Below are 21,113 nucleotides of genomic sequence, written 5' to 3' on the forward strand. Positions count from 1 at the left end.
ACCTTCCCGGGGTGCGGCCCCTTCGCGTCCGGCTGGTCCGCCTTCGTGCTGGTCTGTATCAATGATCGGCTAGCATGCGTCCCCAGTTTCGATCATCCCGGACCGCCCCAGCAACCGGTCCGGAACTGACGGGGGAACGAAGCATGGCAGCACAAGACGCGGGCTTGGAGTTCAAGGTCAAGCCGGGCGAACTGGACGGCTGTGGTCAGAGCGCACAGCACATCGGCGGCCTGATACCGGGCGAGACCGCGAAGTTGAACGATCCGTGCAGCCAGGCGGCCGGAGGCCTGAAGGGGTTCCTCACCGCCGGCGCGATAACCAGCTGCAGCACCAACTGGAAGACCCTGCTCGACAAGCTCGGCGGCGACATGGGCGACGTCGGCACCAAGCTCGGCACCTCGGCCACGTACTACCGGCAGGCCGAGCAGAACGCCCACAACAGCATGCGGAACCCGAACGCGCCCGTCTCGAACGGGCCGGAGCCGGACCCGTTCGACACCACCGTCACCACCGGCCCGGTCAAGCCCCGCAGTGCGAAGGCGGCCGAGTAGCGATGGACATCAAGACCCTCCAGGGCGCCGACGTCATCGGCATCACCACCGCGAAGAACGCCTTCGACACCCTGGCCACCGCCTTCGGCCAGCACATCGAGAACTGGCAGCACGAGGTCGTCGACCGGCTGAACCACTCCGAGTGGACCGGGACGGCCGCCGGCCACGCCAACACCCGGATCCAGTTCCTGCAGAACGAGCTCCAGGCCGCGAAGCAGGAACTCGCCCTGGTCAGCCGTGCGTTGCAGGACGCCTACGACGGCTTCGCCGCCGCCCAGTCGCACCTGATCAACGCCCTGGACGACGCCAAGACCCACAAGCTGACGGTCGCCGCCGACGGTGGGATCACCTGGGAGAAGGACCCCAACTCCCCCAACTTCGCCGGGAACGACGCCGCGACGCAGGCCCAGCAGATCCAGGCCCGGATCACCGCCGCGCTGAACGAGGCCGACCACGCCGACCAGACCATCAACGCCCGGCTCGGCCACCTGGCCACCAACGCGAGCAACGGCACCGGCCTGGACTCGGCCACCGCGAAGGCCGACCAGAGCGCCGCGGACGCGCTCAGCCAGATCCCCGCCGCCGGCACCGACCCGAACAGCGTCAAGGCCTGGTGGAACGGTCTCACCGACGAGCAACAGCAGCGGATGATCCTCAACCACCCGGACCAGCTCGGCAACCTCGACGGCATCCCCGCCGTCGACCGCAACCAGGCCAACCTGATCAATCTGGCGCGCGGCAAGCAGGACATCCAGCGCCAGCTGGACGGCCTCGGCCCCGCGCCGGCGGCGACCCTGGGCAGCGGACGGTTCATCCGCCCCAACCCCGCCTACACGGAGTGGCAGCAGAAGCACGACGACCTCACCGACAAGATGGGCGGCATCAACGCGATCGAGGCCCGGCTGAACACCAAGGTCGACGCCACCCACCCGCCGACCTTCCTGCTGGGCTTCGACACCAACGGGCACGGCCACGCCATCGTCGCGGTCAACAACCCCGACACCGCGAACAACGTGTCGACGTACGTCCCCGGCACCGGCGCCCGGCTGGGCAGCATCGGCAGCGACATCAACCGCTCGGACGTCATGGTCGCCTCGGCGGACAACGCCAACCGGCAGGCGGGCGACAAGAGCACCACCTCGTCGATCACCTGGGTCGGCTACGACGCGCCGCAGAGCATCATCCCGGAGGCCGCGGACGACACCTACGCCAAGAACGCCGAGGACAAGCTGGTCAGTTTCGAGAACGGGCTGCACGCCACCCACGACGGGAAGATCGGCAACAACACGATCCTGGCGCACAGTTACGGCACCACGACCGTGGGGTACGCCATGCGCGACCACGGCCTCCCGGTCGACAACGCCGTGCTCATCGCCAGCCCGGGCGCCGGCGTGGAGACCGCCAAGGACCTGCGCATCGACCCGTCCCACGTGTACGCGGCGCAGAGCCCGGCCGACGCGATCGGCTGGGCCGCCGCCACCGACCCCGGCGGCGTCGGGGACAACATCTGGGACAACATCAAGACCGACTTCGGCTTCGGCGACGGCGACCACCACCTGATGTACGGCCGGCAGACCACCGCCCCCCAGTTCGGCGCGACCGTGCTGCCCACCGACCCCAACGCGGGGCACTCCGACTACTGGAACGCCGATTCGCCCACCCTGGTCTCGATGGGGAAGATCATGGCCGGGAAGGGGGCCTGATGAGAGCCGCAGCACCCACCTCCCCGCTCGGGCGGGTGACCGCCGCGGCCGTGCTGGCGGTCACCGCGCTGACCCTGAGCGCCTGCGGGGCGAACACCCTCCAGGAGCGCGCGAAGCCCACGATCACCCTGGACCAGGCCAAGACCCGGATCGACGGCTACCTCGCCGCCATCCAGGCCCGACTTCCGGTCCAGGCAACCTCGTTGCCGCCCGCGTACAGCGATCTGGAGTGCGACGCCAACGACATCGGCCCGCACGGCCGGAGGCAGAGCAGCCGGGGCTACGACTTCGGTGACGTATCGTCAGATGTCAAGGCCAAGACGGTGACCGACTACCGCACCTACCTGACCGGGCAGGGCTTCCAGGCGGTCCCGGACGCCGCCGGGTCCCATCCCGACTGGGTCCGGATGAAGAACCCGCAGGACGGGTTCCTCGCGATCCTCAACGGAACCTCCGACTCCAGTCACGACCTCACCCTCCAGGTCAGCTCGCCCTGCGTCTGGCCCGACGGCACTCCGCCGCCCAAGTAGCCCGACCAGCCCTACGCAACCCAAGTACCCCAACTCCCGTTCGGGGCCGCACCTTTGCCGAGGTGCGGCCCCTTCGCATACGCCCTGGTCAAACCACTTGTCCGTACTTGACGATCCGCTAGCATGCGTCGTCAGTTACCGCTCGGACCGGCCCAGCAACCGGTCCGGAACTGACGGGGGAACGACGCAATGGCAGAACCCGACGCAGGCCTGGCATTCAAGGTCAAACCGTCCGAGTTGGACGGCTGCGGACAGAGCGCGCAACACATCGGCGGTCTCATACCCGGCGAGACCACGAAGATCACCGACCCGTGCAGCCAGGCCGCCGGCACCATGCAGGGCTGGCTCACCGCCGCCGCGTTGACCACCTGCGGCAGCAGTTGGAAGACCCTGCTGGACAAGCTCGGCGGCGACATGGGCGACCTCGGTACCAAGTTGGGCACCTCCGCGGCCTACTACCGCCAGGTCGAGCAGGACATCCACAACAACATGATCCACCCGGACATACCGGTCCCGACCACCAACGAGCCCGACCCCTTCGGCACCACCGTCGCCACCGGCCCGGTGAAGCCGCGCAGCGCGAGGGCGGCGGAGTAGCCGATGGACATCAAGACGCTCCACGACGCCGACTTCTGCAACCTCGCCATCGCCAAGACGGCCTTCGACACCCTCTCCACCGCCTTCGGCCAGCACGTGGAGAACTGGCAGCACGACGTCGTCGACCGGCTCAACAACTCCCAGTGGACCGGGACGGCCGGCGGTCACGCCCAGACCCGGATCAAGTCCCTGCACGACGAACTCGTGGCCGCCCAGCAGGAGATCGGGCTGATCAGCCGGGCCCTGCACGACGCCTCCGAGGGCTTCGCCGCCGCCCAGGCGCACCTGATCAGCGCCCTCGACGACGCCAAGGCCCAGGGGCTCACCGTCGCCCCCGACGGCGGCATCACCTGGGACAACAACCCCAACTCGCTGACCTTCGCCGGGCACGGCGCCCCGGTACACGCCAAGGACATCCGGGACCGGATCAGCGCCGCCCTCACCGAGGCCGACCACGCGGACCGGACGATCAGCAGCCGGCTCGCCCACCTGACCACCAACGCGACCAACGGCACCGGCCTCGACTCCACCGTCGCGACCAACGACACGGCCGCCGCGAACGCGCTGGAACAGGTCCCCGACAAGGGCACCGACCCGAACAGCGTGCAGGCCTGGTGGAACAGCCTCACCGACGAGCAGCAGCACCGGATGATCCTCAACCACCCGGACCAGATCGGCAACCTCGACGGCATCCCCGCCACCGGCCGGGACCAGGCCAACCGGATCAACCTCGCCCGGGCCAAGACGGACATCCAGCACCAGCTCGACGCGCTCGGCCCCGAGCCGCTCGACATCCCGACGGGCGCCGACATGAACGGCATACCGATCCAGGACGGCAAGCTGGACGAGTGGCGGAAGAAGCACGACGACCTCACCGAGAAGATGAACGGCATCAACGCCATCGAGGGCCGGCTGGGCACCCAGGTCGACTCCGCCCACCCGCCCGCGTACCTGATGGGCTTCGACACCAACGGCAAGGGCCACGCCATCGTCGCGATCAACAACCCGGACACCGCCGACAACGTGTCGACGTACGTCCCCGGCACCGGCGCCCGGCTCGGCAAGGTCGACGGCGACATCAGCCGCTCGGACGCGATGGTCGCCGCGGCCAACGCCGCCGGCACCGGTAAGACCACCTCGTCCATCACCTGGATCGGCTACGACGCCCCGCAGAACATCGTCCCCGAGGCCGCGGACGACTCGTACGCGAAGAGCGCGGAGAACAACCTGGTCAGCTTCGAGAACGGGCTGCACGCCACCCACAACGGGAACATCGCCAACAACACGATCCTCGGGCACAGTTACGGCACCACGACGATCGGCTACACCATGAAGGACCACGGGCTTCCGGTCGACAACGTCGTCCTCATCGCCAGTCCCGGCGCCGGCGTCGACACCGCCCAGGACCTCCGCATCGACCCGTCCCACGTGTACGCGGCGCAGAGCCCGGCCGACATGATCGGCATGGCCGGCGCCGTCGACCCGGGCGGGCTGGCGGACAACGCCTGGGACAACTTCAAGTCCGACTTCGGCTTCGGCGACGGCGACCACCACCTGATCCACGGTCGCCAGACCACGACTCCCCAGTTCGGCGCGAACGTCATGCCCGTCGACCCCAACGCGGGGCACTCCGACTACTGGAACAACGGCTCGCCGACGCTGGCGGCGATGGGGCAGGTCATCGCGGGCAAGTAGCGGCCATCCGGCGCTCAGAGCAAGCAAATTGGGGCCGCACCCGCTCGCCGGGTGCGGCCCCGGCCGCCACCCCTGCCGCTACTCCTGCCGCACCGCCGCCGCCAGGTGCGCACGGAACCAACGGTGCGCAGGATCAACCGAGTTGCGCGGATGCCAGGCCATCCCCAGCTCCAGCGGCGGGAGTTCGAGCGGGATCGGGAAGCCGCGCAGGCCCAGCGCCTGGAAGGTCTCCGGCAGCCAGTCCGCGGCCCCGAGCGTCACCAGGTCGGTGTCCCGGGCCAGCAGCATCGCGGCGGTGTGGCTGGGCACCACCACCGCGACCCGGCGGCGCAGGCCGCGTTCGGCCAGCGCGGTGTCGATCGGCCCGAGCCGCTTGCCGCGCCGCGAGACGCCGATGTGGTCGGCGGCGGCGAACCGCCGGACGGTGATCCGCCCCTCGAACAGCGGGTGGCCCGCCCGCGCCACGCCGACCACCGGCGCGGTGACCAGCGGCCGGGTACGGATCTCCGGGTCCAACTGCCCCAACACGCCGACCTCGACGTCCACCTGGCCCTGGCGCAGGCCCGGTCCGCCCTCCAGCGACTCCGGGAGGAACACCACGTCCACGCCCGGGGCCTCGGCGCGGATCCGCCCGGTCAGCCGGCCGGCCACCCGGACCAGCACCGCGTCGGTGGACTGCACGGTGAAGGTCCGCTCCAGGTGCACCGGGTCGAAACCCGCCCCGGGCCGCAACACGTTGTCGCAGCCCCGCAGCAACTCCGCCACCTCCTCCCGCAGTTCGAGCGCCCGCGGGGTCGGCACCAGCCCCTGCCCGGCCCGCACCAGCAGCGGATCGCCGACCGCGCGGCGCAGCCGGGCCAGCATCCGGCTCACCGCCGCCGGTGAGGTGCCGAGCCGCTCGGCGGCCCGGGTCACGCTGCTCTCCTGGAGCAGGGCGTCCAGCGCCCGCAGCAGGTTGAGGTCCATCCACGGCTCCTGAGCTGCATCTTTGCGTACGAGGCAACAATCCCGTGCCGATCCTTGCATGGTTCGACGACCCCGGGGCGCGGACAGTGGAACCGTCCGAGAATCACCAGGCCTCCCGCACCCAGGAGTCACCCGTGCCGAACAACCCCCGCGACCCCCGCGACTCCCGCGACTCCCGCGACCTCCGCGCCCACCTCGCCGGCGACGTCCTCGCCGTCGTCAGCCAGAGCGGCCCGACCGTCTCCTTCTTCGACGCCGCCACCGACGCCCTGCTCGACACCGTCGAGGTCACGGCCCAGCCGCACGAGCTGTGCTTCGACCCCGCGCAGCGCCTGCTCTGGTGCACCAGCGCCTACCGGGCCGGCTACTACAACGCCCACGACGGCCACCGCACCGAGGTGACCGTGATCGACGCCGACACCCGCGAGATCGTCGAGGTGATCGACCTCGCCCCCGAACACGGCCCGCACGGCCTGGCGCTGGACCCGGTCCGCGGCCGGCTCTACGTCAGCGTCGAGGCCTCGGCGGACCGCCCGGGCGGCGTGGTGGTCATCGACACCGCGACCCGCCGCCCGCTCGGCCGGATCGACACCGACGCCCCGGGCCCGCACTGGTTCGCCATCTCCCCGGACGGCCGCACCGGCTACGCCACCAACAAGGAGGCGCCGTACGTCTCCGTAGTCGACCTCGACCGCGGCACGCTGACCGCCAAGGTGGCCGTCCCCGGCAGCGAGGGCCTGGCCGTCTCCGCCGACGGCGCCCGGGTGTACGTCGGCGGGCCCTACCTGGGCTTCGCCGGGAAGCCCGACGCCGCCCCCGGCGTCCGCGTGCTCGACACCCGCACGGCCTCCGTGGTGGACGTCCTCCCCACCGGCTCCGCCGTCCTGCCCGTCCACCTGACCAGCAGCGGACGCCTCCTGGCCGGCGAGATCCACGCCACCGCGGACCCGGGCAGCCCGCTCGGCCGCCAGGCCCCCGGCCGCCTCACCGTCTTCTCCGCGGCCACCCGCCGGCAGCTCGGCTCCGTCGAGGTCGGGCAGTTCCCGCTGACCATCACCTCCTCCCCAGACGGCCGGTTCGGCTACGTCGCCTCCGTCGTCTCCTCGACCGTCGACGTCATCGACCTCGACGCCCTGACCCCGGTCACCCGCCTCACCGTCCCCAAGCTCGCCGAACCCGGCGCCCACGGCCTGGCCTACCTGCCCCGCCCGGCCTAGACACCACCCGGCTCCGGGTGCGGAGCCCTTCCACCGCGCCCGGAGCCTTGCCGCCGCCCGCAGCGGGGCGCATCCTGGGGCCCACCCGTCGTACCGAGAGGGAGGGGAGACGATGAGACGCAGCCTCGGGGTGCTCTGCTCAGCGGTGGCGCTGACGACGGCGCTGGCCGCGGCCACCGCCTGCGAGCCGGCCCTCGACCCCAGCACCTACCGCCACCCGGTGCCGCTCCCCGAACCCGCCCCGCCGTCCGCCCAGTGGATCGTGGACCTCGTCGCCACGCTCAACACCCCGCCCCAGTGCCCGAAGCCGACCCTGTCGACCCTGGCCGTCCTCGACAGCGATGGCCAGGACCGGGCGGTGGCGTTCTGGCTGGTGGACAACCTCGACGTCTGCTACGCCGTCATCAACCACCGGGGCGAGTCCCCCACCACCATCTGGTTCGCCGCCATCGAGGACCTCATCCCCCGCACCCCCATGCCCGCCGACACCACGGCGGGCGTGGACTCCTACGCCTTCACCGCCTACCGCGGCCAGGTCCACGACATCACGGTCTCCGGCGACCCCGACCACCTGGTCAGCCCCGTCCGCCGCCGCACCGTCGACCTCGGCGCCGGCCACCTCGTCACCTTCGCCGCCTACCACTACCGCATCCCCGCGACCGGCCGGCCCCTCACCCTCTCCCTCTGCACCCCCACCCGCCCCTGCCGCGAAGCCCACTGACGCACCGTCACCTCCGTTCCGGACCGGGACGGTTCCGTGACCCTCCGGTGCCTTGTCGGCCGACCCCGCCCGGCCCGACCCTGGACGCATCGGAGCGCTACGGGGGGTACGCGATGAAACGCCTTGCGGGAATGGTGTGTTCGATGGCCGTCCTGGCCTCGGTGACGGCCTGCGGAGTCTTCGGCGACGACGACGGGCCGCCGCGCCACAGAGTGGTGCTGCCCGAACCGGCGCCGCCGTCCGCCCGGTGGATCCTCTACACCGTGGACCAGTTCCCCAACCGGTTCAAGGAGTGCCCTGCCCCGACCCTGTCCACCCTGATCGTCCTCGACGACAACGGCCGCGACCGGGCGATGGCCCTCTGGCTGCTCGACGACGTCGACTACTGCGCGGTGCACATCGGCGACCCTTGGACCGGCATGCAGACCGGCCCGATCGACGACCTGACCAAGGCCTCGCGCCTGTACGCCAACGGGGTGCCGGGGCCGGAGCAGTACATCTTCACCGCCTTCCCCGGCCGGCAGGACAGCGTCAGGGTCACCGAGGACACCGACCACGTCGCCGCCCCGCCCGTCGCCCGCGCCGTCGACCTCGGCGGCGGCAGATGGGTGACCTTCGCCGAGTTCCGCCTCCTCAGCCCCACCCACGGCGAGGACCCCTCGGTGAACCTCTGCCCCACCTCCGGCGACTGCCACTTCGTGGACGCCCGGGCCACCCAGTTCCCCACCTTCCCCACCCCCGAGTCATCCCCCAAGAACACCCCCTAAGGGAGTGAACCCGCACGCCAGAGGGCATGGCAGGTCGTGGCAGTCAGTCCGTCGAGCGTGAGAGGGTAACGCGCATGAAGCCCATCAATTTCGTCCTCAACGTCATCTGGCTGCTCTTCTGCGGCATCTGGATGGCCATCGGGTACGTGGTCGCCGGAATCATCTGCTGCGTGCTGATCGTGACCATCCCGTTCGGGATCGTTCACCGGGGATCAGGATCACGCGGGGATCGACGCGACCTTCGATTCGCATTGGCGGCGTGAGGTCGAGGGTTGGGAGCGGCACTCTTTCCGCCGTCGCAAGTGCGGAGTTCAGCGCGGCCCAAGTGCCGTCCGCAGCCCACTCGGTGAAGTACTTCGACGCGGTACTCGTTGACCCGTACTCCTCGCGAAGGTGTGGCCAGGAGCGGCCCGTCCGAGCCTTCGCGAAGATGGCGTCGACGGAGCGGCGGACGCGGTCGCGATAGCCCTTGGGAAGCAGGTGGCGCACCAACTCCCAGTGCTCGTCCGATAGATCGGCCGCCGGAACCCCCAAGCCAGCCGCGCGGTACCAGTCTTGAATGGTGCACCGAGCGCCACCGCGGCGAAGAGGCACCGGCCCCTCGACGGTGACCTTCACATCAAGAAGGCCCAGAATCTCGTCCTGCTCCGCCGGCCCCATCTTCACCAGTTGGTGCTGTGCCATGTTGGCGAGCGCCACCAGGTCGCGGGCCCGGCGGTCGGCCGCTTCGACCTCCGACAGCCAGGCTGCCGCCTCGGCACGCATCTGTTCAAGCTGTTGCAGCTCTTCGTTGAGAGCCCTCGTGGCAGCCTGAATGACGTCAGGTGATTGCCCCTGCTTGGCCGTCGCAACAAGCACCGACGCAATAGCCGCTTTCATCTCAACGATTTGCCTGTCGAGTTCGGCGATCCGATTCGTGTGCGCCGACTGGTCACCCGATGCCATGCCGACCCACTCCGCCGCGAGCTCCTCCAACCTCGCGGAATCGGCGAGCAGGCTTACCACTTCGGTCCACACACGCTGTTCAACCGCTTCGGCATCAATGTGCGAGCAGTCGCAAACCGCCTGTCCAGGCACCTTCTCCGACTTCCCGGAGCATCGATACTGCCGACGACCGCCCGGCATGGACTCCCGGCTGAAGCCGGTGTAGGGAGCCGAGCACAATGCGATCAAGCGCCCGGACAGCGGGTAGGCGGATCGGCCTCGCAAGTTGTCCGGCCTCCGGGCGGAGGCCATCCGCCGGAGATCCGCAGCCTCGTCCACTGTAAGGATCCGGGGAAGCTTGATGATCACGGCCTCACCCCAGATCGGGAGTCCGTCGGCATCCTTCATCGCGTGATCGCCACGGAAGACCAGCTCCGCGTCGAGCACCGCCCTCGACAGGACCCGATCCCTGAGGTTCGCCGCTGACCAGGGCTTCCCCGAACGGCAGGTATAGCCAGCCGCGTTGAGCCAGATGGCCGCCTGCCTGATGTTCAGCCCCAGATCGACAATGAGGTCATGGACCAGGTTGATGATCTTCGCTTCGTACCAGTCGATGACCAGGTAGGAGCCCTTGAGGCCCTTCCCTTCAACCCTGTAGCCGAACGGCGCCGGTCCGCCGATGTGCGGCGCCCCGTCCTCCTGGGCCTTCTCCTGGAGACCGCCCTGCGTCCGCGACCGGATGTTCTCCCACTCGGTCTCCGCGTAGTCGGCCTCACGCCGCATCTGCGCGCGGCCCTCAGGCGTGGTGTTGTCGATGTTCCGGTTGGTGATGGCGACGAAGATGCCGATGTCCTCCAGCGCCCACACCCAACGCCAGAACGCCCGACCCACCCGGCCGATCCGGTCGCCCTTCTCCACGACGACCACGTCGAACTCTCGTCGCTCGGCCGCCGCCATCAGCCGGTCGAAGTCCGGCCTCTCGCCCATCTCCTTCGAGCCCGAGACACCCTCGTCCTTGAAGGTGTCGACGTGCGCCCACCCCTTGGCCTCGATGTGTCGGCTGTTCTTCCTCGCCTGGCTCGCGATGCCGTACCCGAGCCTCTGTTCCTCGGTGCTCACCCTGAGATAGTCCACGGCCCGCAGGACGCGAACCGGCGAGGTATGAGCAGCGACGACGCTGATCGCGGCGCGCTCCCCCATGGTTGAATGACCCATGTCGACTCCTGTAAGTCGGCCAAGCCCCGGGACGGTTGCCGCCGTCGCCGGGGTGCTCCATGTAGGAGATTGTGACGCTATTTCTGATGGACGGTCGGGTCTTTCGGACACTGTCCATCGTTCGAGGGACGAAGCCCGAAGAGCAGACGCAGCAGGCGAGTTCGCTCGGCCGACGTCAGCTCTTTGTCAGGCTTCCAAACGACCTTCACTGCCGTCACCGCACACCGTCCGCAGGAGGGAGCAACGCGCGCACGACATCTCGGTTGATGCTGAGGTCCTCAGCAATCCCGGCGGCGATGAGCGCTTCGCCAGGCGAATGGCCACAACCCACGAACCGCCACGTCGACTCCACTGCGACTTCCCCTTCCCAACTCCCCACGAGATTCTGAGTGCTGGTCCGAACGTGATCCGCACGATCTGCTCGGAGTCGTCCGTACGTGGTGGAGTAGACGCGGGTCTTGGTGAGGCAGTGGCCTCGGTAGCCGAGCATGTGGGCCCAGGCGCGTAAGCGCAGGTGCTGGAGTTCGGGCAGACCGCCGAGGCGCCAAGCGGTGGTGATGAGCGCACGAACGTGCTGGCTGACACGCAGGGCCTGTATCTCCGCCAGAGATTCGATGCGGCGGTCGACAGCGCCGGCGGCCTCCACGCTCTTGCTCGTGTACTTGGCGACGTAAGCAGCCACGGCGTCGTCCGAGATGCGCCCGCCAGCCCCATTGATAAGCGGGTGCACGTCCAGCTGAGTGCCGAAACTGAGCCGTCCCCCGCCGTAGGCCACCGAGTCAGGGCACGGAAGCGCCACGGCAGCGGCCGCTGAGCGGACGGCCTCCAGGAGGAGTTCCGCTGATGCCCAGGGCGGAGGCGGAGCCGAGGGACCGTCCGGTCCGTCGAGTCTGACGACGGCGTGGAAGTGGACGGCCCCGCGCTTCTGGTACTCGGCGACCTTGGCCGCGGAGACCCGAAGCAGCTTGCGCACCTCCGACCGCCCGACTCCCGCCTGGGCCGCGAGGTGGTGGTACAGGTTGTCGCGGAAGGCCTTCCACAGGGCCGGGGCCATGGCGTTCCAGAGGATGTGGCCGGGGTAGTCGTAGCAGTCCGCGCAGAGCGGCTGCCCGACGACCGGGTCACCGTCCACGTGGGTACGGCCGCAGCCGTGCCGCCCGCCGTGCTCGCACCGTCGGCGCCGAGCCGAATGGCAGTCGCCCGCACGGTGGACCGGCCCGAACGAGGGCGCGGTCAAGGTGACGAACAGCCGCGGGTGCGTCCTGACCGCCTCCGGGACGCCCTTGCCGCCGACCAGGCCGGAGCGGACGAGATGGAAGGTGTCGCCACTGTGTTCCCGGGAACAGGGCGCGCAGCGGGAGGCCCGGCGGTTGCGGCAGCGGACGGCGAGCCGGCCACCGGGTTCGGTAGCGGTCGAGTAGCGGCGCAGGACCTCACCGGTATCGGGGTCGACCGTGACGGTGTGCCCGGCGAGGTAGACCGGTTCGGCACAACCACCGGTGGCGCGGATCTGCTCCAGCCAGCGACTCAGGTCCGGCATCTCGCCGAGACGGACGAAATCACGCTCTGTCGGCGGCAGTTGGCGAAGCCGCGCCCCCCGGGCGAGGAAGGCGCGGCGTGCGGTGGGGTCGGTGTACGGGTTGGTGCTGGCGGTCATGGCGGGTGCCTCCAGGGCCAGGGTTCGCCGGGCCCCGGCCGGGCCAGGCATGCGCTGGCGCGGCCGGGGATGGCGGTGGGGTGGGCGGGCTGGGTGGCTGGTCGGGTTGGCACGGTGATCACGCTTCTCAGGTGGTGTGGGTAAGGCCTTGGACGAGCCAGGTCACGGCGTAGACGACGGGGTCGGCCCAGCCAATGCGGTCGAGGTAGATCCCGAGGACGCCGACGAGGAGGACGTGCCAGAGCTTGAGTTCGCCGGAGCGGACCAGAAGGTAGGTGACGAGGGCCAGGACGGCGGCCAGGATGAGAGCAGCGCCCATCAGACGTAGACCCCTTCGTTCGGCTCGTCCGCCGTGTGGAGGCCGGGCCAGGACGGTGCCAGCCGGGCGTACTTCCTCGCCGCTCGACGGGCCTGGTCGGGGGTGACGTGGACGGAACGGGCGCGGATCCACCGGCCGTCGGCGCCGACCGTGATGGCGACGCCCTGCTCAGCTGCGGTGATCTGCTGAGCAGCGGCCAGGGCATCCTTGTCGAGATCGCCGAGCGCCATCTCCGCCGTCCCGGCGTCGTTCACCCGGTGGCAGACCCGGCCGGCCAACTGCGCCCGCAGGGCGGTCACCCCGGGTCCGAGGTCCGAGCCGACCCGTTGCCCGGCGACCACCAGGTGGACGCCCAGCGCGGCGCCGAGCTGGGCAAGCCGGAGCAGGTTGGTGGAGATCTCCCCCACCTCCGCCTTGTCGTCCCTGGTCGCGACCAGGTACAGCTCCGCGACCTCGTCCACGATGACAACGACGGGCATCTTGCGGAGCTTCGCCGGCAGGTCCCAGACGGAACGGGCTCCGACTGAACGGCACAGCTGCATCCGAGCTTCGGTCTCCGCGACCAACTCCGCGAGCAAGTGGGCGGCTTCCGCCCGGGTCGCCGCCAGGGCCGACAGCCGGTCCTCGAAGAGGGACAGTTCCATGCCGCCCTTGAGGTCGATGCCGAACAGGGCGACGCGCTGCGGGGCGAGTTCCTTCACCAGCGCGGCGATGAGGGTGGACTTCCCGGAGCGGGTCGCACCGACGATCAGCCAGTGCGGCGCCCGCCGCAGGTCGATCGTCCAGGCCCGGCCGTCCTCCAGCAGCCCGACCACCGCCCGCAACAGCCGCTGCTTCAACCGATACGGCATCACGGGCATGGTCAGCGGGTCCCAGGCGAGCGCCGAGAGAGTGACGAACCCCCGCTCGTCCGAGACCAGCCGCACCGCGTGCACCCGCCAGGCATGGGTGAACGCGTCCAGGGCTTCGGCAAAGTGCTCGGGCACCTGCCCGGGGTGAGGCCGCACCCGCACGTCGACGCCGCCACGCCGGTACTTCGCCACGCCCAACCGAGGCGGCGTCGGCCGCAGAGGATCCCCGCGGACCATCAGGTCCCCGACCCGGGCCCGCCCCGGACGCTTGGCCACGGCGAGGCCGAGGTTCGTGGTCAGGCGCCGCCACGTCACCCGAACGCGGATGGCGGTCGTCGGGCAGCCGAGCAGGTACCACCAGAGATAGGGGTAGCTGCGCCGCAGCACCGGGGCCATGCTGAGCGCGATCAGCACCGTCGCCAGCATCACCACCCGCAGCAGTTGGAGGACGATCACGGCCGTCCCCCGTTCTCCATCGCCGTGTTGTGGGCTTCGGCCTCCAGGTCACGGGCTCGACCTGCGGCCTTCGTGGCGACGATGGCGATGTGGTCGAAGAGCTGGACCCCCTCGTCGTCCCGCCCGAACGGGTCGACCTCTTCGGCCAGGTCCCCGAGCTCCCGGAGCAGTCCCCGCAGCTTCACGCGGGTCGCGCCGCTCATCAGGCGTCGCCGCCCTTGCGCGAGGCCGCCGGGGCGCCGACCGGAACCGGGGTGATGGCGTCAGCCCGGAAGGACAGGCCGTGCCGGTCCCCCATCGCCCAGGAGAAAGCGGTCAGGCCCGTGACGTGCACCCGCACGCCCTCCACCACGCCGACCGGTTCGCCCGACACGCTGATCTCAATGATCGAGGCCCGCCGGCCGTCCTGCCGGACCGCGACGCCGACCGTGTAGACCGTCTGCCCCTCCCGGTCCTTCCTCACCTCCCCGGTTTCGCGGTTCGCGATCCGAACTTCGGGGGCAACGATGCAGGTCATCGTGCCGAGCCGAGTTCCGTCCACGGGAATGGACTGCATGAGCGCACACTCCTCCGACACCAGGGGTCGCATGACGTCAGTCGTCAAACGTACTTATCTTTGCGCTTCGATGATGCTCCTCCTTGACGCCCCGACGCAAGCAATTCATGCTTACGTTTAACGGATAGCGGCTGATGACAGACCTAGAGATGCCGCCCGACCAGGGCAAACGGCCACACACGAACCCTCGAAAACGACACGACACACGCGAAGCGGGCCCGTCCCCCGGCGTCCGCACCAAGGGGTCAACACCATGGCGATCATTCGGAACGAGGCACTGCACAAGCAGGTGGCGGCGGCGATGCGACAGTCCATCGCCACCGGCGAGTGGCCCCCCGGCACTCAGCTGCCCACCGAAACCGATCTCGCCGAGACCTACGGCGTCTCCCGCCCGACCGTCAGGCTCGCCGTCGCCGCCCTCCGCAGTGAAGGCCTGCTGGACGTGAAGCAAGGCCGCGGCACCTTCGTCCGCGCCGCCATCCACGGCCCGAGCGCCAGTCTGGATCGGACCATCGCCGCCCAGGGCGACATCTTCTCAACGCCCATCGACGCCTGGTTCGACCACGCCGAGGAGCCCACGGTCTACCGGACCCGCACCGACGCCATCACCGCGCCGCTGCTGGAGATGGACCAGGACGAGCTGATGCTCGGCTGCGACCGCCTGCTCACCGACCCCACAGGCGCCAGCCGCGCCCTCCACCGCCTCCTGCTCCCCATGGAACGCATCGAGGCCACCCCACTCGCCCAACAGCCCGCCGCCACCCCGGCCGAGGCCTACGCGATGCTCGCCACCGCCAGCCACCACCTCACCTGGTACGAGCGGGTCAGTGCCCGGGTCCCCCAGCCCGACGAGCGCGAAGCCCTCCAACTCTCCGAAGCCGCCGTCCTCCTGATCGCCCACCGCATCACCTGCGACCAGGCCACCGGCCTCCCGCTCATCCTGGAGGAGACCCGTCTCGGCGCCGAAACCACCGCCCTCACCTACGCCATCGACGCCCACAAGCCCAAGCGCACCAAGGCCTCCCGCTAACCGTCCAAACACGATGCAGCCCCCACGTCCACACCGGGCGCAGGGGCTGTCGCAACTCTTCTCCACTTACTCAAGGGCGCGCACAACGCGCCAGCGCGCGGCCCTGCCGCTCGCCGCCGCTCCTGTCTCCGCCCCGCGCCGGCGGCGGCCGGCCGCGCCCACCGCAACGTGCGGCCCAGGGAGCGCCGAGGTCAGTACCCGTCGTGGCTGGGGCCGGGCGGCTCCGCGGTTTTACCCACCTCCCCGGACCGGGACCCGCGTCGAGCAAGGCCGGGGGGCCACTCGGCCAAACTGCGGTCAGGCCCAAAAGCCCTGACCGAGCCGCAGCAGCTTACGGCCCCCCGATCATGCCCGACCCCACCCCAGGCAGGACACCGGCCAAAACCGCTCCACCGCCCGGACGATGGCTTCATAGCGTGAGTGTTGCACGGACAACGGCCAGCAGGGGACCATGGTGGTAACCCTTGCCAAGGTTCGCGGCTACCTGGAGACAGATTGAGTGATCATCAGATCTCGCCGATTGAGGCGTTCCTCAATACGCCGCCGCCGGAGGATTCAGGGGCTGAAACGGCTTCGCGGTACTTCTTTCAGTACCAGTGTGCGGCAAGGCACTGCCTCGCAATGGTCTCCAACACGTCAATCAAGGCAGTAATTTGCGAGTGGCATACAGATTTCTCCATAGAATTCAATAATGGAATCCTCCATCTAATATCAGTCAAGCATCGAGAGCTCAGCGCAGGCCCTTGGCCGCTTTCCGACCTCTGGGGAAAAGGGGGCCTTCGGAAACTTTTTGACCGCTGGAGAGAAAGTCCTACAGGAAGTCGCTGCCGCCTCGCCACCAATGGAGTGATGAAGGGCGGGAAAGACAATGCAGCTAAACTGGCCTCCGCATGCGCCAATCGAGATGAAGAGGCCCTCACCAATTTTTCGACCGAGGCAGCACAGCGGCTCTCCTGCTCTGAAGATGAGGCTCGGGAGTTCCTATTCTCACTCGACCTGGAAGTTGGCATACCCGACCGTACAACGATGCGAGCCGACTCGATCATAAACCTCGCGCCAAATATAATTCCAGATTTCAGAGAGCGTGGCCTCGATCTGGGTAAGGCGTGGGATTCTCTTGTCAATCTCGTCGCCTCGGCATCTCGCGACTTCGATTCCCGCGATTACGCAGATGGACCATCGCTATCAAATATCGACGGCCTGCAATCACCTCGCCTTATTTCCGCCAGGATTCGCCGCCGGACAATTACTAGAGAGGTCGTGCTAAGGGCGATATCGGAAACTCCGAGCCAGTCCAAGATTCGAAAGGTCTCAAACCTCGAAGCAAGGCGACCAAGGGCGAGATTCTTCGGGCGCGATAACGACATAGAGTCGATAACAGCGTCACTCTCTACTTGTGATTCAAGTTGCCCAGCTGTCGCAGTTGTTGGCATGAGCGGGATTGGCAAGACTGAACTTCTTCGACAATTCGCCACTGCCATGTCTGAGGACTTTGACTTCTCCTGGTGGCTTGTCGGCGATTCCTGGACATCAGTCGCTTCCGGCCTTACGGAACTCGGCTCAGAGCTCGGAGTATCTTCCGATTCGCCGTCATCTCAGGCTCCTGTTAATGCAGTCATCGAGATAGTGTCACGAGCTCATGGCCTCCTCATTATTGATGGCGCCATGGCAACACCCGAGCTTATCGAGTTTGCGTCCAGGGCAGGAAACTCGCGCCTCCTGCTTTCCAGCACTGATCAGACTTGGGCTAATTATCTGCCCGTTGTCGACCTTCGCCCGCTGGCTGTTAGTGACTCAATTCAGCTACTGAAATCTTCCCTGCCAAAATCTGAGGATGGCGACCTCAAAGCGCTCTGTGCTTCTCTCGGAGGGCACCCACTGGCTCTACTGCAGGCTGCAGGCTACATGGGCGTTACCGGAATCGATGCGGCCACCTATAGTTCAATCCTGCGAAACCGCGCCAGGGAACTCATGGGCAGGGCATCTCCGGTGGAGCACGCGGGAGTTGCTGCCGCCTGGGATGTCACGGCTCTCAACCTCAAAGAGCATCACCCGCACGCTTTCAAACTTCTCCAAGTGTTCTCACACCTCGCGGATCAGCCGTTCCCCAAGGAGCTATTCAGTTGGAAAGTTCCCAGCGTTAGAACCAAGGATGAGGTGGAAAACGGGATCCCGACCGTTTACAGGCAAAGCCTTGCGCGCGCGGCCGAGCGCGAGCATGAATCGGCGGCGAGCATGGACGTCCGAGAAGCGTTTGCTGATCCTCTCCATTTGCACGATGCCATCTTTGCACTCAGAAGGTTCTCTCTGCTGGATGTGGGAAGTTCTGGATTGAAATGCCATAGCCTGATACAGGCATTGGTCAGGCAGTCCTCCGAGGAGGAAACAGAGGCGGCACTCCACGCCGCCACATACATGCTCTACAAGGTCACACATCTGACCCCAACTCATTCGGACTATTGGTCTCACTATTCGCATGTCCTGCCCCACTTTGAGTCACTTATCGATCACCTGGCCGGCTCAGGATGCATGGAACTCAATCGAGTTCTATTCTGCAGCTCGATCGCGGAATACTTGAATTCTGTGGGCGTACGCAGTGGCAGCCTTCGATATGCACAGGAATCGCTTGGGAATGTAAATCTCCTGGATTCCTCAGATATTGAGTCTGCCCTCTATGCCCGCGGGGTCGCAATAGAGGCCATGGCGGGTTCCGACAAGCTGGACGAAGCGCTTGATCTGGCCAATGAGACTCTAAATCTTGCAAAGATTTCAGAAGCCGATGGATCCTCGCTAGCAATTATCAATAGCAGGTTGGCGTCCCTCTACCACCTTAAGGGTGATCTGAAAAGTTCCCTGGCTGCTCTAGAGTCGTGCGAAACCTTCTTTGCAAGCAGTTCCATCAAATCTGATCCCCATAGCGTTCTCGCGATTCGCTCCAACCGCGCCAACCTCGCAAGAGAACTGGGGGATGCAAAGCTCGCCATCTTGGAGCTTCTAGGTTGCATCGAAGACTTCGGTGACGAAGTGTCGGATGGAACTCTTTCCACCTTGCACTGCAACCTCTCATTGTCATACCTAGAGGTTGGGGATTACGAGGCAGCCCTGGAAGCATCAATGACGGCACTGGAATACGACCGGAACATCTCGCATGGCACCCACGCAAATACTGCACGAGACTACAATAATGCTGGCCTAGCACTGTTTGAGCTCGGCCTCTTCAAGGAGGCTCATGAGGCATTTGCTCGGTCCGCCGAGATGCACGAAAGCCTTGAAGAGTTCCAAACGATGAGATCACTCACCGTTAAGATGAACCTGGCCAGGGCACTGGAAGCAACTGGCTCCCATCAGGAAGCGAAGGTGGCTATGGAACAGGTCCTCCGAGAGCAGGAAAAGCTCGTCGGGTCGAGCCACCGTGACGTTGCAGTTACCCTGGTCAACCTGGCGACAGTTTATAACTCTCTTGGACTCTATGCTAACTCCGTCAAGGCCTGTAAGCGTGCTATTGATATCGACAAGATGGTCTACGGGGATCGCCATCCAGAACTTATTGTGGATCTCAATAATCTTGCGACCTCGCTAATGTTTCTTGAGCGGCCGGCAGCCGCCGCGAAGTGGCTGATACTGGCTCTAGATATTTCAATGGAAGCTTTCGGGGGGGCTAATTCAAGGACGGCTAGATGTCTTGAAAATCTCGCAAACATCGAAGCCTCATGCGGTGAAGTCTCGACAGCGAAGGCGCGCCTCGAAGAATCTGTCTCTATATATGAGAACTCTGTCGGCCCCCACCACCCCGACACCAAGAGAGCCAAAGAATCACTAAAAGCTCTGAAGCCTTCGCAGGACTGATCTCCATGGCCGCTAGGCAGTCCATGACAGCGTGGCGACGAAGTTACCTCCTCCGTGGCCAACGGCCGACTGCATTGGAGAGTGAGCAGCGAGTGCAGGCAAGATGTCGGTACCAACACGCTCAGTTCGGCTCGACACGAACCTTAGCTGCCAGGCAGAGCAGCTCCTTCAGGTTCACCCATCCCTCCAGCACGCCCTCTAAACGGACCAACGCTCCGCCTTGGGCGTTCGTGTCAGCGATCGCACGCATCTTCGACCGCTCCACGCCGCACGCTGCCAACAGGGAGTTCACCTCATCGGCTGTCCGTCTTGCGACCCGCCAGCCGGCGGCATAGTCCACGCCTGGCAGCCACACCCACGAGTCTGGGTCGAGGCTCCCCGCCAACTCCGCACCGAAGTCGTCCTCCTTGTCCAACTGTTCTTCAACTCCCCTGGTCAAGAACCGAACCGGCCATCCGTGCACAGACATGCCGAGGAGCCCGATACCATCGGCACCGGGTTCCGACCCACCGGACCACCCCTGTTCCCGCCAAGGTCTCGGGGTGGTCCGGCACGTCTTCAGTTGTCCCTGATCAGGTCAGGTGCGCTCCCACGTCGACCCCTCGCAGCCAAAGCTCCGGCGAGACAGCTCTCCCTCGTCGAGGCCGAGCAACGGGTCACCAACTCCACCGTCCTCGCCGCAGATTCGCCGCATCAGCTCCGATCGCTGGCCATCGGCGAAACCCGGCTCGTCGCACCACGCCATCACGTCACGGTGCGCGGCTCGACGCCCCGGCGAGACGACCCTCACCGGCCAGGAGAACTGGCCGTCCAGCAGCCACCAGGTCACGGCTCGGGCACGCCAGGCCCGCAGGCGCCGGATCACTGGGGCGCCTCGGGGTCGGCGGCGTACAGGCGGACCACGGTCGGGGTCAGGTCGAGGAAGGCCAGGGCCCGCACCTCCCCGTGCGTCGCCAGCCGGTGCCCGATCGCCTGCGCCTTCGACGGGCCGAACAGCTCGGCGAAGTACCCCTGCTGGTCCGGGCTGAGCGGGAGCGCGCCCAGCGTCTTCAGGACCGCAGCCATGGCATCCGGCAGCTTGCTGAAGCGCGCGGGCGCGGTCACACCCCGGACCTCCACGATCACCGGGAAGGGGTACGGGGTGCCAGCCGCTGCAGCCAGGTTCGTCCCCAGTCCGTCGTGCTCTCGAATCGGCATCACTTCCCCGACACCTCCCCCGGGCGACGCGGGTGCCACGCGTGGACACGAACCGTTCGGCCGTTCACCGCGATGGTTCGAGTCACCGCCTTCAGCAGCCCCGCACCGCAGTAGAAGCACCGGGTCTCCGTCGACCCGGGCGCCCTCTTGTTCACGACGCACCGCCTCCCGGGCCCACCAGCGCCCAAACGATCTTCCCGATACGTTCCGGGCGAGGCATGAAGCCCCACTCCACGGACAGGGCTTCCACCAGGCACAGCCCCCGCCCCGACTCGGCGTCCAGGCCAGCGGACCGCCGGATCACCGGCTTCTCGC

The 21,113-nt window shown here is 67.3% G+C and carries 19 protein-coding genes and 1 pseudogene; 11 read left to right on the top strand and 9 right to left on the bottom strand.

The window, feature by feature from the left end:
• Positions 1 to 143: 143 nt before the first annotated feature.
• The 5 genes from ACFVXG_RS39955 (at position 144) to ACFVXG_RS39975 (ending at position 5,076) form a co-directional block, all read left to right on the top strand.
• Positions 144 to 551 carry a hypothetical protein gene (locus ACFVXG_RS39955; protein WP_387935139.1) on the top strand — a complete coding sequence of 136 codons (408 nt, stop codon included), beginning with the start codon at positions 144 to 146 and terminating at the stop codon, positions 549 to 551.
• 2 nt (positions 552 to 553) lie between these two features.
• A complete protein-coding gene (locus ACFVXG_RS39960; protein ID WP_387935141.1) occupies positions 554 to 2,254 on the top strand; it encodes an alpha/beta hydrolase in 1,701 nt (566 codons plus the stop codon).
• The gene (locus ACFVXG_RS39965; RefSeq protein WP_387935143.1) at positions 2,254 to 2,784 is read left to right on the top strand and encodes a hypothetical protein; all 531 of its coding nucleotides are present in this window, start codon (positions 2,254 to 2,256) and stop codon (positions 2,782 to 2,784) included. The genes ACFVXG_RS39960 and ACFVXG_RS39965 overlap by 1 nt, the downstream gene beginning before the upstream one ends.
• Before the next feature lie 189 nt (positions 2,785 to 2,973).
• Positions 2,974 to 3,381: a hypothetical protein gene (locus ACFVXG_RS39970; RefSeq protein WP_387935145.1), complete on the top strand. Its 408-nt coding sequence runs from the start codon at positions 2,974 to 2,976 to the stop codon at positions 3,379 to 3,381.
• Positions 3,382 to 3,384: 3 nt separating this feature from the next.
• The gene (locus ACFVXG_RS39975) at positions 3,385 to 5,076 is read left to right on the top strand and encodes an alpha/beta hydrolase (protein ID WP_387935147.1); all 1,692 of its coding nucleotides are present in this window, start codon (positions 3,385 to 3,387) and stop codon (positions 5,074 to 5,076) included.
• 78 nt (positions 5,077 to 5,154) lie between these two features.
• Here the strand turns inward: ACFVXG_RS39975 and ACFVXG_RS39980 are convergent, their stop codons facing one another.
• Positions 5,155 to 6,042 carry a LysR family transcriptional regulator gene (locus ACFVXG_RS39980; RefSeq protein ID WP_387935149.1) on the bottom strand — a complete coding sequence of 296 codons (888 nt, stop codon included), beginning with the start codon at positions 6,040 to 6,042 and terminating at the stop codon, positions 5,155 to 5,157.
• Positions 6,043 to 6,176: 134 nt separating this feature from the next.
• Between ACFVXG_RS39980 and ACFVXG_RS39985 the strand changes: the two genes are divergently transcribed.
• The 4 genes and pseudogenes from ACFVXG_RS39985 to ACFVXG_RS40000 all read left to right on the top strand — a co-directional run.
• Complete coding sequence (locus ACFVXG_RS39985) at positions 6,177 to 7,259, top strand: YncE family protein (protein ID WP_387935151.1); 1,083 nt, start codon at positions 6,177 to 6,179, stop codon at positions 7,257 to 7,259.
• A 112-nt stretch (positions 7,260 to 7,371) separates the two neighbouring features.
• On the top strand, positions 7,372 to 7,980 hold the full coding sequence (locus ACFVXG_RS39990) for a hypothetical protein (RefSeq protein WP_387935153.1): 609 nt from the start codon (positions 7,372 to 7,374) through the stop codon (positions 7,978 to 7,980).
• 143 nt (positions 7,981 to 8,123) lie between these two features.
• On the top strand, positions 8,124 to 8,747 hold the full coding sequence (locus ACFVXG_RS39995) for a hypothetical protein (protein ID WP_387935155.1): 624 nt from the start codon (positions 8,124 to 8,126) through the stop codon (positions 8,745 to 8,747).
• Between the two features lie 74 nt (positions 8,748 to 8,821).
• Positions 8,822 to 8,947, top strand: a pseudogene (locus ACFVXG_RS40000) (YccF domain-containing protein); the annotation flags it as partial.
• Here the strand turns inward: ACFVXG_RS40000 and ACFVXG_RS40005 are convergent.
• The 6 genes from ACFVXG_RS40005 to ACFVXG_RS40030 form a co-directional block, all read right to left on the bottom strand.
• Positions 8,907 to 10,886 carry a recombinase family protein gene (locus ACFVXG_RS40005; protein ID WP_387935156.1) on the bottom strand — a complete coding sequence of 660 codons (1,980 nt, stop codon included), beginning with the start codon at positions 10,884 to 10,886 and terminating at the stop codon, positions 8,907 to 8,909. The pseudogene ACFVXG_RS40000 and the gene ACFVXG_RS40005 overlap by 41 nt on opposite strands.
• 214 nt (positions 10,887 to 11,100) lie before the next feature.
• Positions 11,101 to 12,543 carry a replication initiator gene (locus ACFVXG_RS40010; protein WP_387935157.1) on the bottom strand — a complete coding sequence of 481 codons (1,443 nt, stop codon included), beginning with the start codon at positions 12,541 to 12,543 and terminating at the stop codon, positions 11,101 to 11,103.
• Between the two features lie 127 nt (positions 12,544 to 12,670).
• On the bottom strand, positions 12,671 to 12,862 hold the full coding sequence (locus tag ACFVXG_RS40015) for a hypothetical protein (protein ID WP_387935159.1): 192 nt from the start codon (positions 12,860 to 12,862) through the stop codon (positions 12,671 to 12,673).
• Positions 12,862 to 14,169, bottom strand: a complete 1,308-nt coding sequence (locus ACFVXG_RS40020) for an FtsK/SpoIIIE domain-containing protein (RefSeq protein WP_387935161.1) — start codon at positions 14,167 to 14,169, stop codon at positions 12,862 to 12,864. The genes ACFVXG_RS40015 and ACFVXG_RS40020 overlap by 1 nt, the downstream gene beginning before the upstream one ends.
• Positions 14,166 to 14,372, bottom strand: a complete 207-nt coding sequence (locus tag ACFVXG_RS40025; protein ID WP_387935163.1) for a hypothetical protein — start codon at positions 14,370 to 14,372, stop codon at positions 14,166 to 14,168. The genes ACFVXG_RS40020 and ACFVXG_RS40025 overlap by 4 nt, the downstream gene beginning before the upstream one ends.
• On the bottom strand, positions 14,372 to 14,725 hold the full coding sequence (locus ACFVXG_RS40030) for a hypothetical protein (protein WP_387928399.1): 354 nt from the start codon (positions 14,723 to 14,725) through the stop codon (positions 14,372 to 14,374). Before ACFVXG_RS40030 ends, ACFVXG_RS40025 begins: the two co-directional genes overlap by 1 nt.
• A gap of 253 nt (positions 14,726 to 14,978) precedes the next feature.
• On the opposite strand from ACFVXG_RS40030, the gene ACFVXG_RS40035 reads away from it, so the two are divergent.
• Together ACFVXG_RS40035 and ACFVXG_RS40040 are read left to right on the top strand one after the other, a co-directional pair.
• On the top strand, positions 14,979 to 15,755 hold the full coding sequence (locus ACFVXG_RS40035) for a GntR family transcriptional regulator (RefSeq protein ID WP_387935165.1): 777 nt from the start codon (positions 14,979 to 14,981) through the stop codon (positions 15,753 to 15,755).
• 495 nt (positions 15,756 to 16,250) lie between these two features.
• A complete protein-coding gene (locus ACFVXG_RS40040; RefSeq protein WP_387935167.1) occupies positions 16,251 to 19,601 on the top strand; it encodes a dsDNA nuclease domain-containing protein in 3,351 nt (1,116 codons plus the stop codon).
• A 121-nt stretch (positions 19,602 to 19,722) separates the two neighbouring features.
• Here the strand turns inward: ACFVXG_RS40040 and ACFVXG_RS40045 are convergent, their stop codons facing one another.
• Positions 19,723 to 20,016, bottom strand: a complete 294-nt coding sequence (locus tag ACFVXG_RS40045) for a hypothetical protein (protein ID WP_387935169.1) — start codon at positions 20,014 to 20,016, stop codon at positions 19,723 to 19,725.
• A 446-nt stretch (positions 20,017 to 20,462) separates the two neighbouring features.
• Positions 20,463 to 20,798 (bottom strand): hypothetical protein, encoded by a 336-nt coding sequence (locus tag ACFVXG_RS40050; RefSeq protein WP_387935171.1) that lies wholly within the window; start codon positions 20,796 to 20,798, stop codon positions 20,463 to 20,465.
• Positions 20,799 to 21,113 lie beyond the last annotated feature (315 nt).

The sequence above is a fragment of the Kitasatospora sp. NPDC058162 genome (assembly GCF_042884005.1).
Lineage (GTDB): Bacteria > Actinomycetota > Actinomycetes > Streptomycetales > Streptomycetaceae > Kitasatospora.

Bases quoted from the DNA above. Each gene is read 5' to 3' on its own strand.
- ACFVXG_RS39955 (WP_387935139.1), top strand. From the start codon at position 144: ATGGCAGCACAAGACGCGGGCTTGGAGTTCAAGGTCAAGCCGGGCGAA.
- ACFVXG_RS39960 (WP_387935141.1), top strand. From the start codon at position 554: ATGGACATCAAGACCCTCCAGGGCGCCGACGTCATCGGCATCACCACC.
- ACFVXG_RS39965 (WP_387935143.1), top strand. From the start codon at position 2,254: ATGAGAGCCGCAGCACCCACCTCCCCGCTCGGGCGGGTGACCGCCGCG.
- ACFVXG_RS39970 (WP_387935145.1), top strand. From the start codon at position 2,974: ATGGCAGAACCCGACGCAGGCCTGGCATTCAAGGTCAAACCGTCCGAG.
- ACFVXG_RS39975 (WP_387935147.1), top strand. From the start codon at position 3,385: ATGGACATCAAGACGCTCCACGACGCCGACTTCTGCAACCTCGCCATC.
- ACFVXG_RS39980 (WP_387935149.1), bottom strand. From the start codon at position 6,042: ATGGACCTCAACCTGCTGCGGGCGCTGGACGCCCTGCTCCAGGAGAGC.
- ACFVXG_RS39990 (WP_387935153.1), top strand. From the start codon at position 7,372: ATGAGACGCAGCCTCGGGGTGCTCTGCTCAGCGGTGGCGCTGACGACG.
- ACFVXG_RS39995 (WP_387935155.1), top strand. From the start codon at position 8,124: ATGGCCGTCCTGGCCTCGGTGACGGCCTGCGGAGTCTTCGGCGACGAC.
- ACFVXG_RS40005 (WP_387935156.1), bottom strand. From the start codon at position 10,886: ATGGGTCATTCAACCATGGGGGAGCGCGCCGCGATCAGCGTCGTCGCT.
- ACFVXG_RS40010 (WP_387935157.1), bottom strand. From the start codon at position 12,543: ATGACCGCCAGCACCAACCCGTACACCGACCCCACCGCACGCCGCGCC.
- ACFVXG_RS40015 (WP_387935159.1), bottom strand. From the start codon at position 12,862: ATGGGCGCTGCTCTCATCCTGGCCGCCGTCCTGGCCCTCGTCACCTAC.
- ACFVXG_RS40025 (WP_387935163.1), bottom strand. From the start codon at position 14,372: ATGAGCGGCGCGACCCGCGTGAAGCTGCGGGGACTGCTCCGGGAGCTC.
- ACFVXG_RS40030 (WP_387928399.1), bottom strand. From the start codon at position 14,725: ATGCAGTCCATTCCCGTGGACGGAACTCGGCTCGGCACGATGACCTGC.
- ACFVXG_RS40035 (WP_387935165.1), top strand. From the start codon at position 14,979: ATGGCGATCATTCGGAACGAGGCACTGCACAAGCAGGTGGCGGCGGCG.
- ACFVXG_RS40050 (WP_387935171.1), bottom strand. From the start codon at position 20,798: ATGCCGATTCGAGAGCACGACGGACTGGGGACGAACCTGGCTGCAGCG.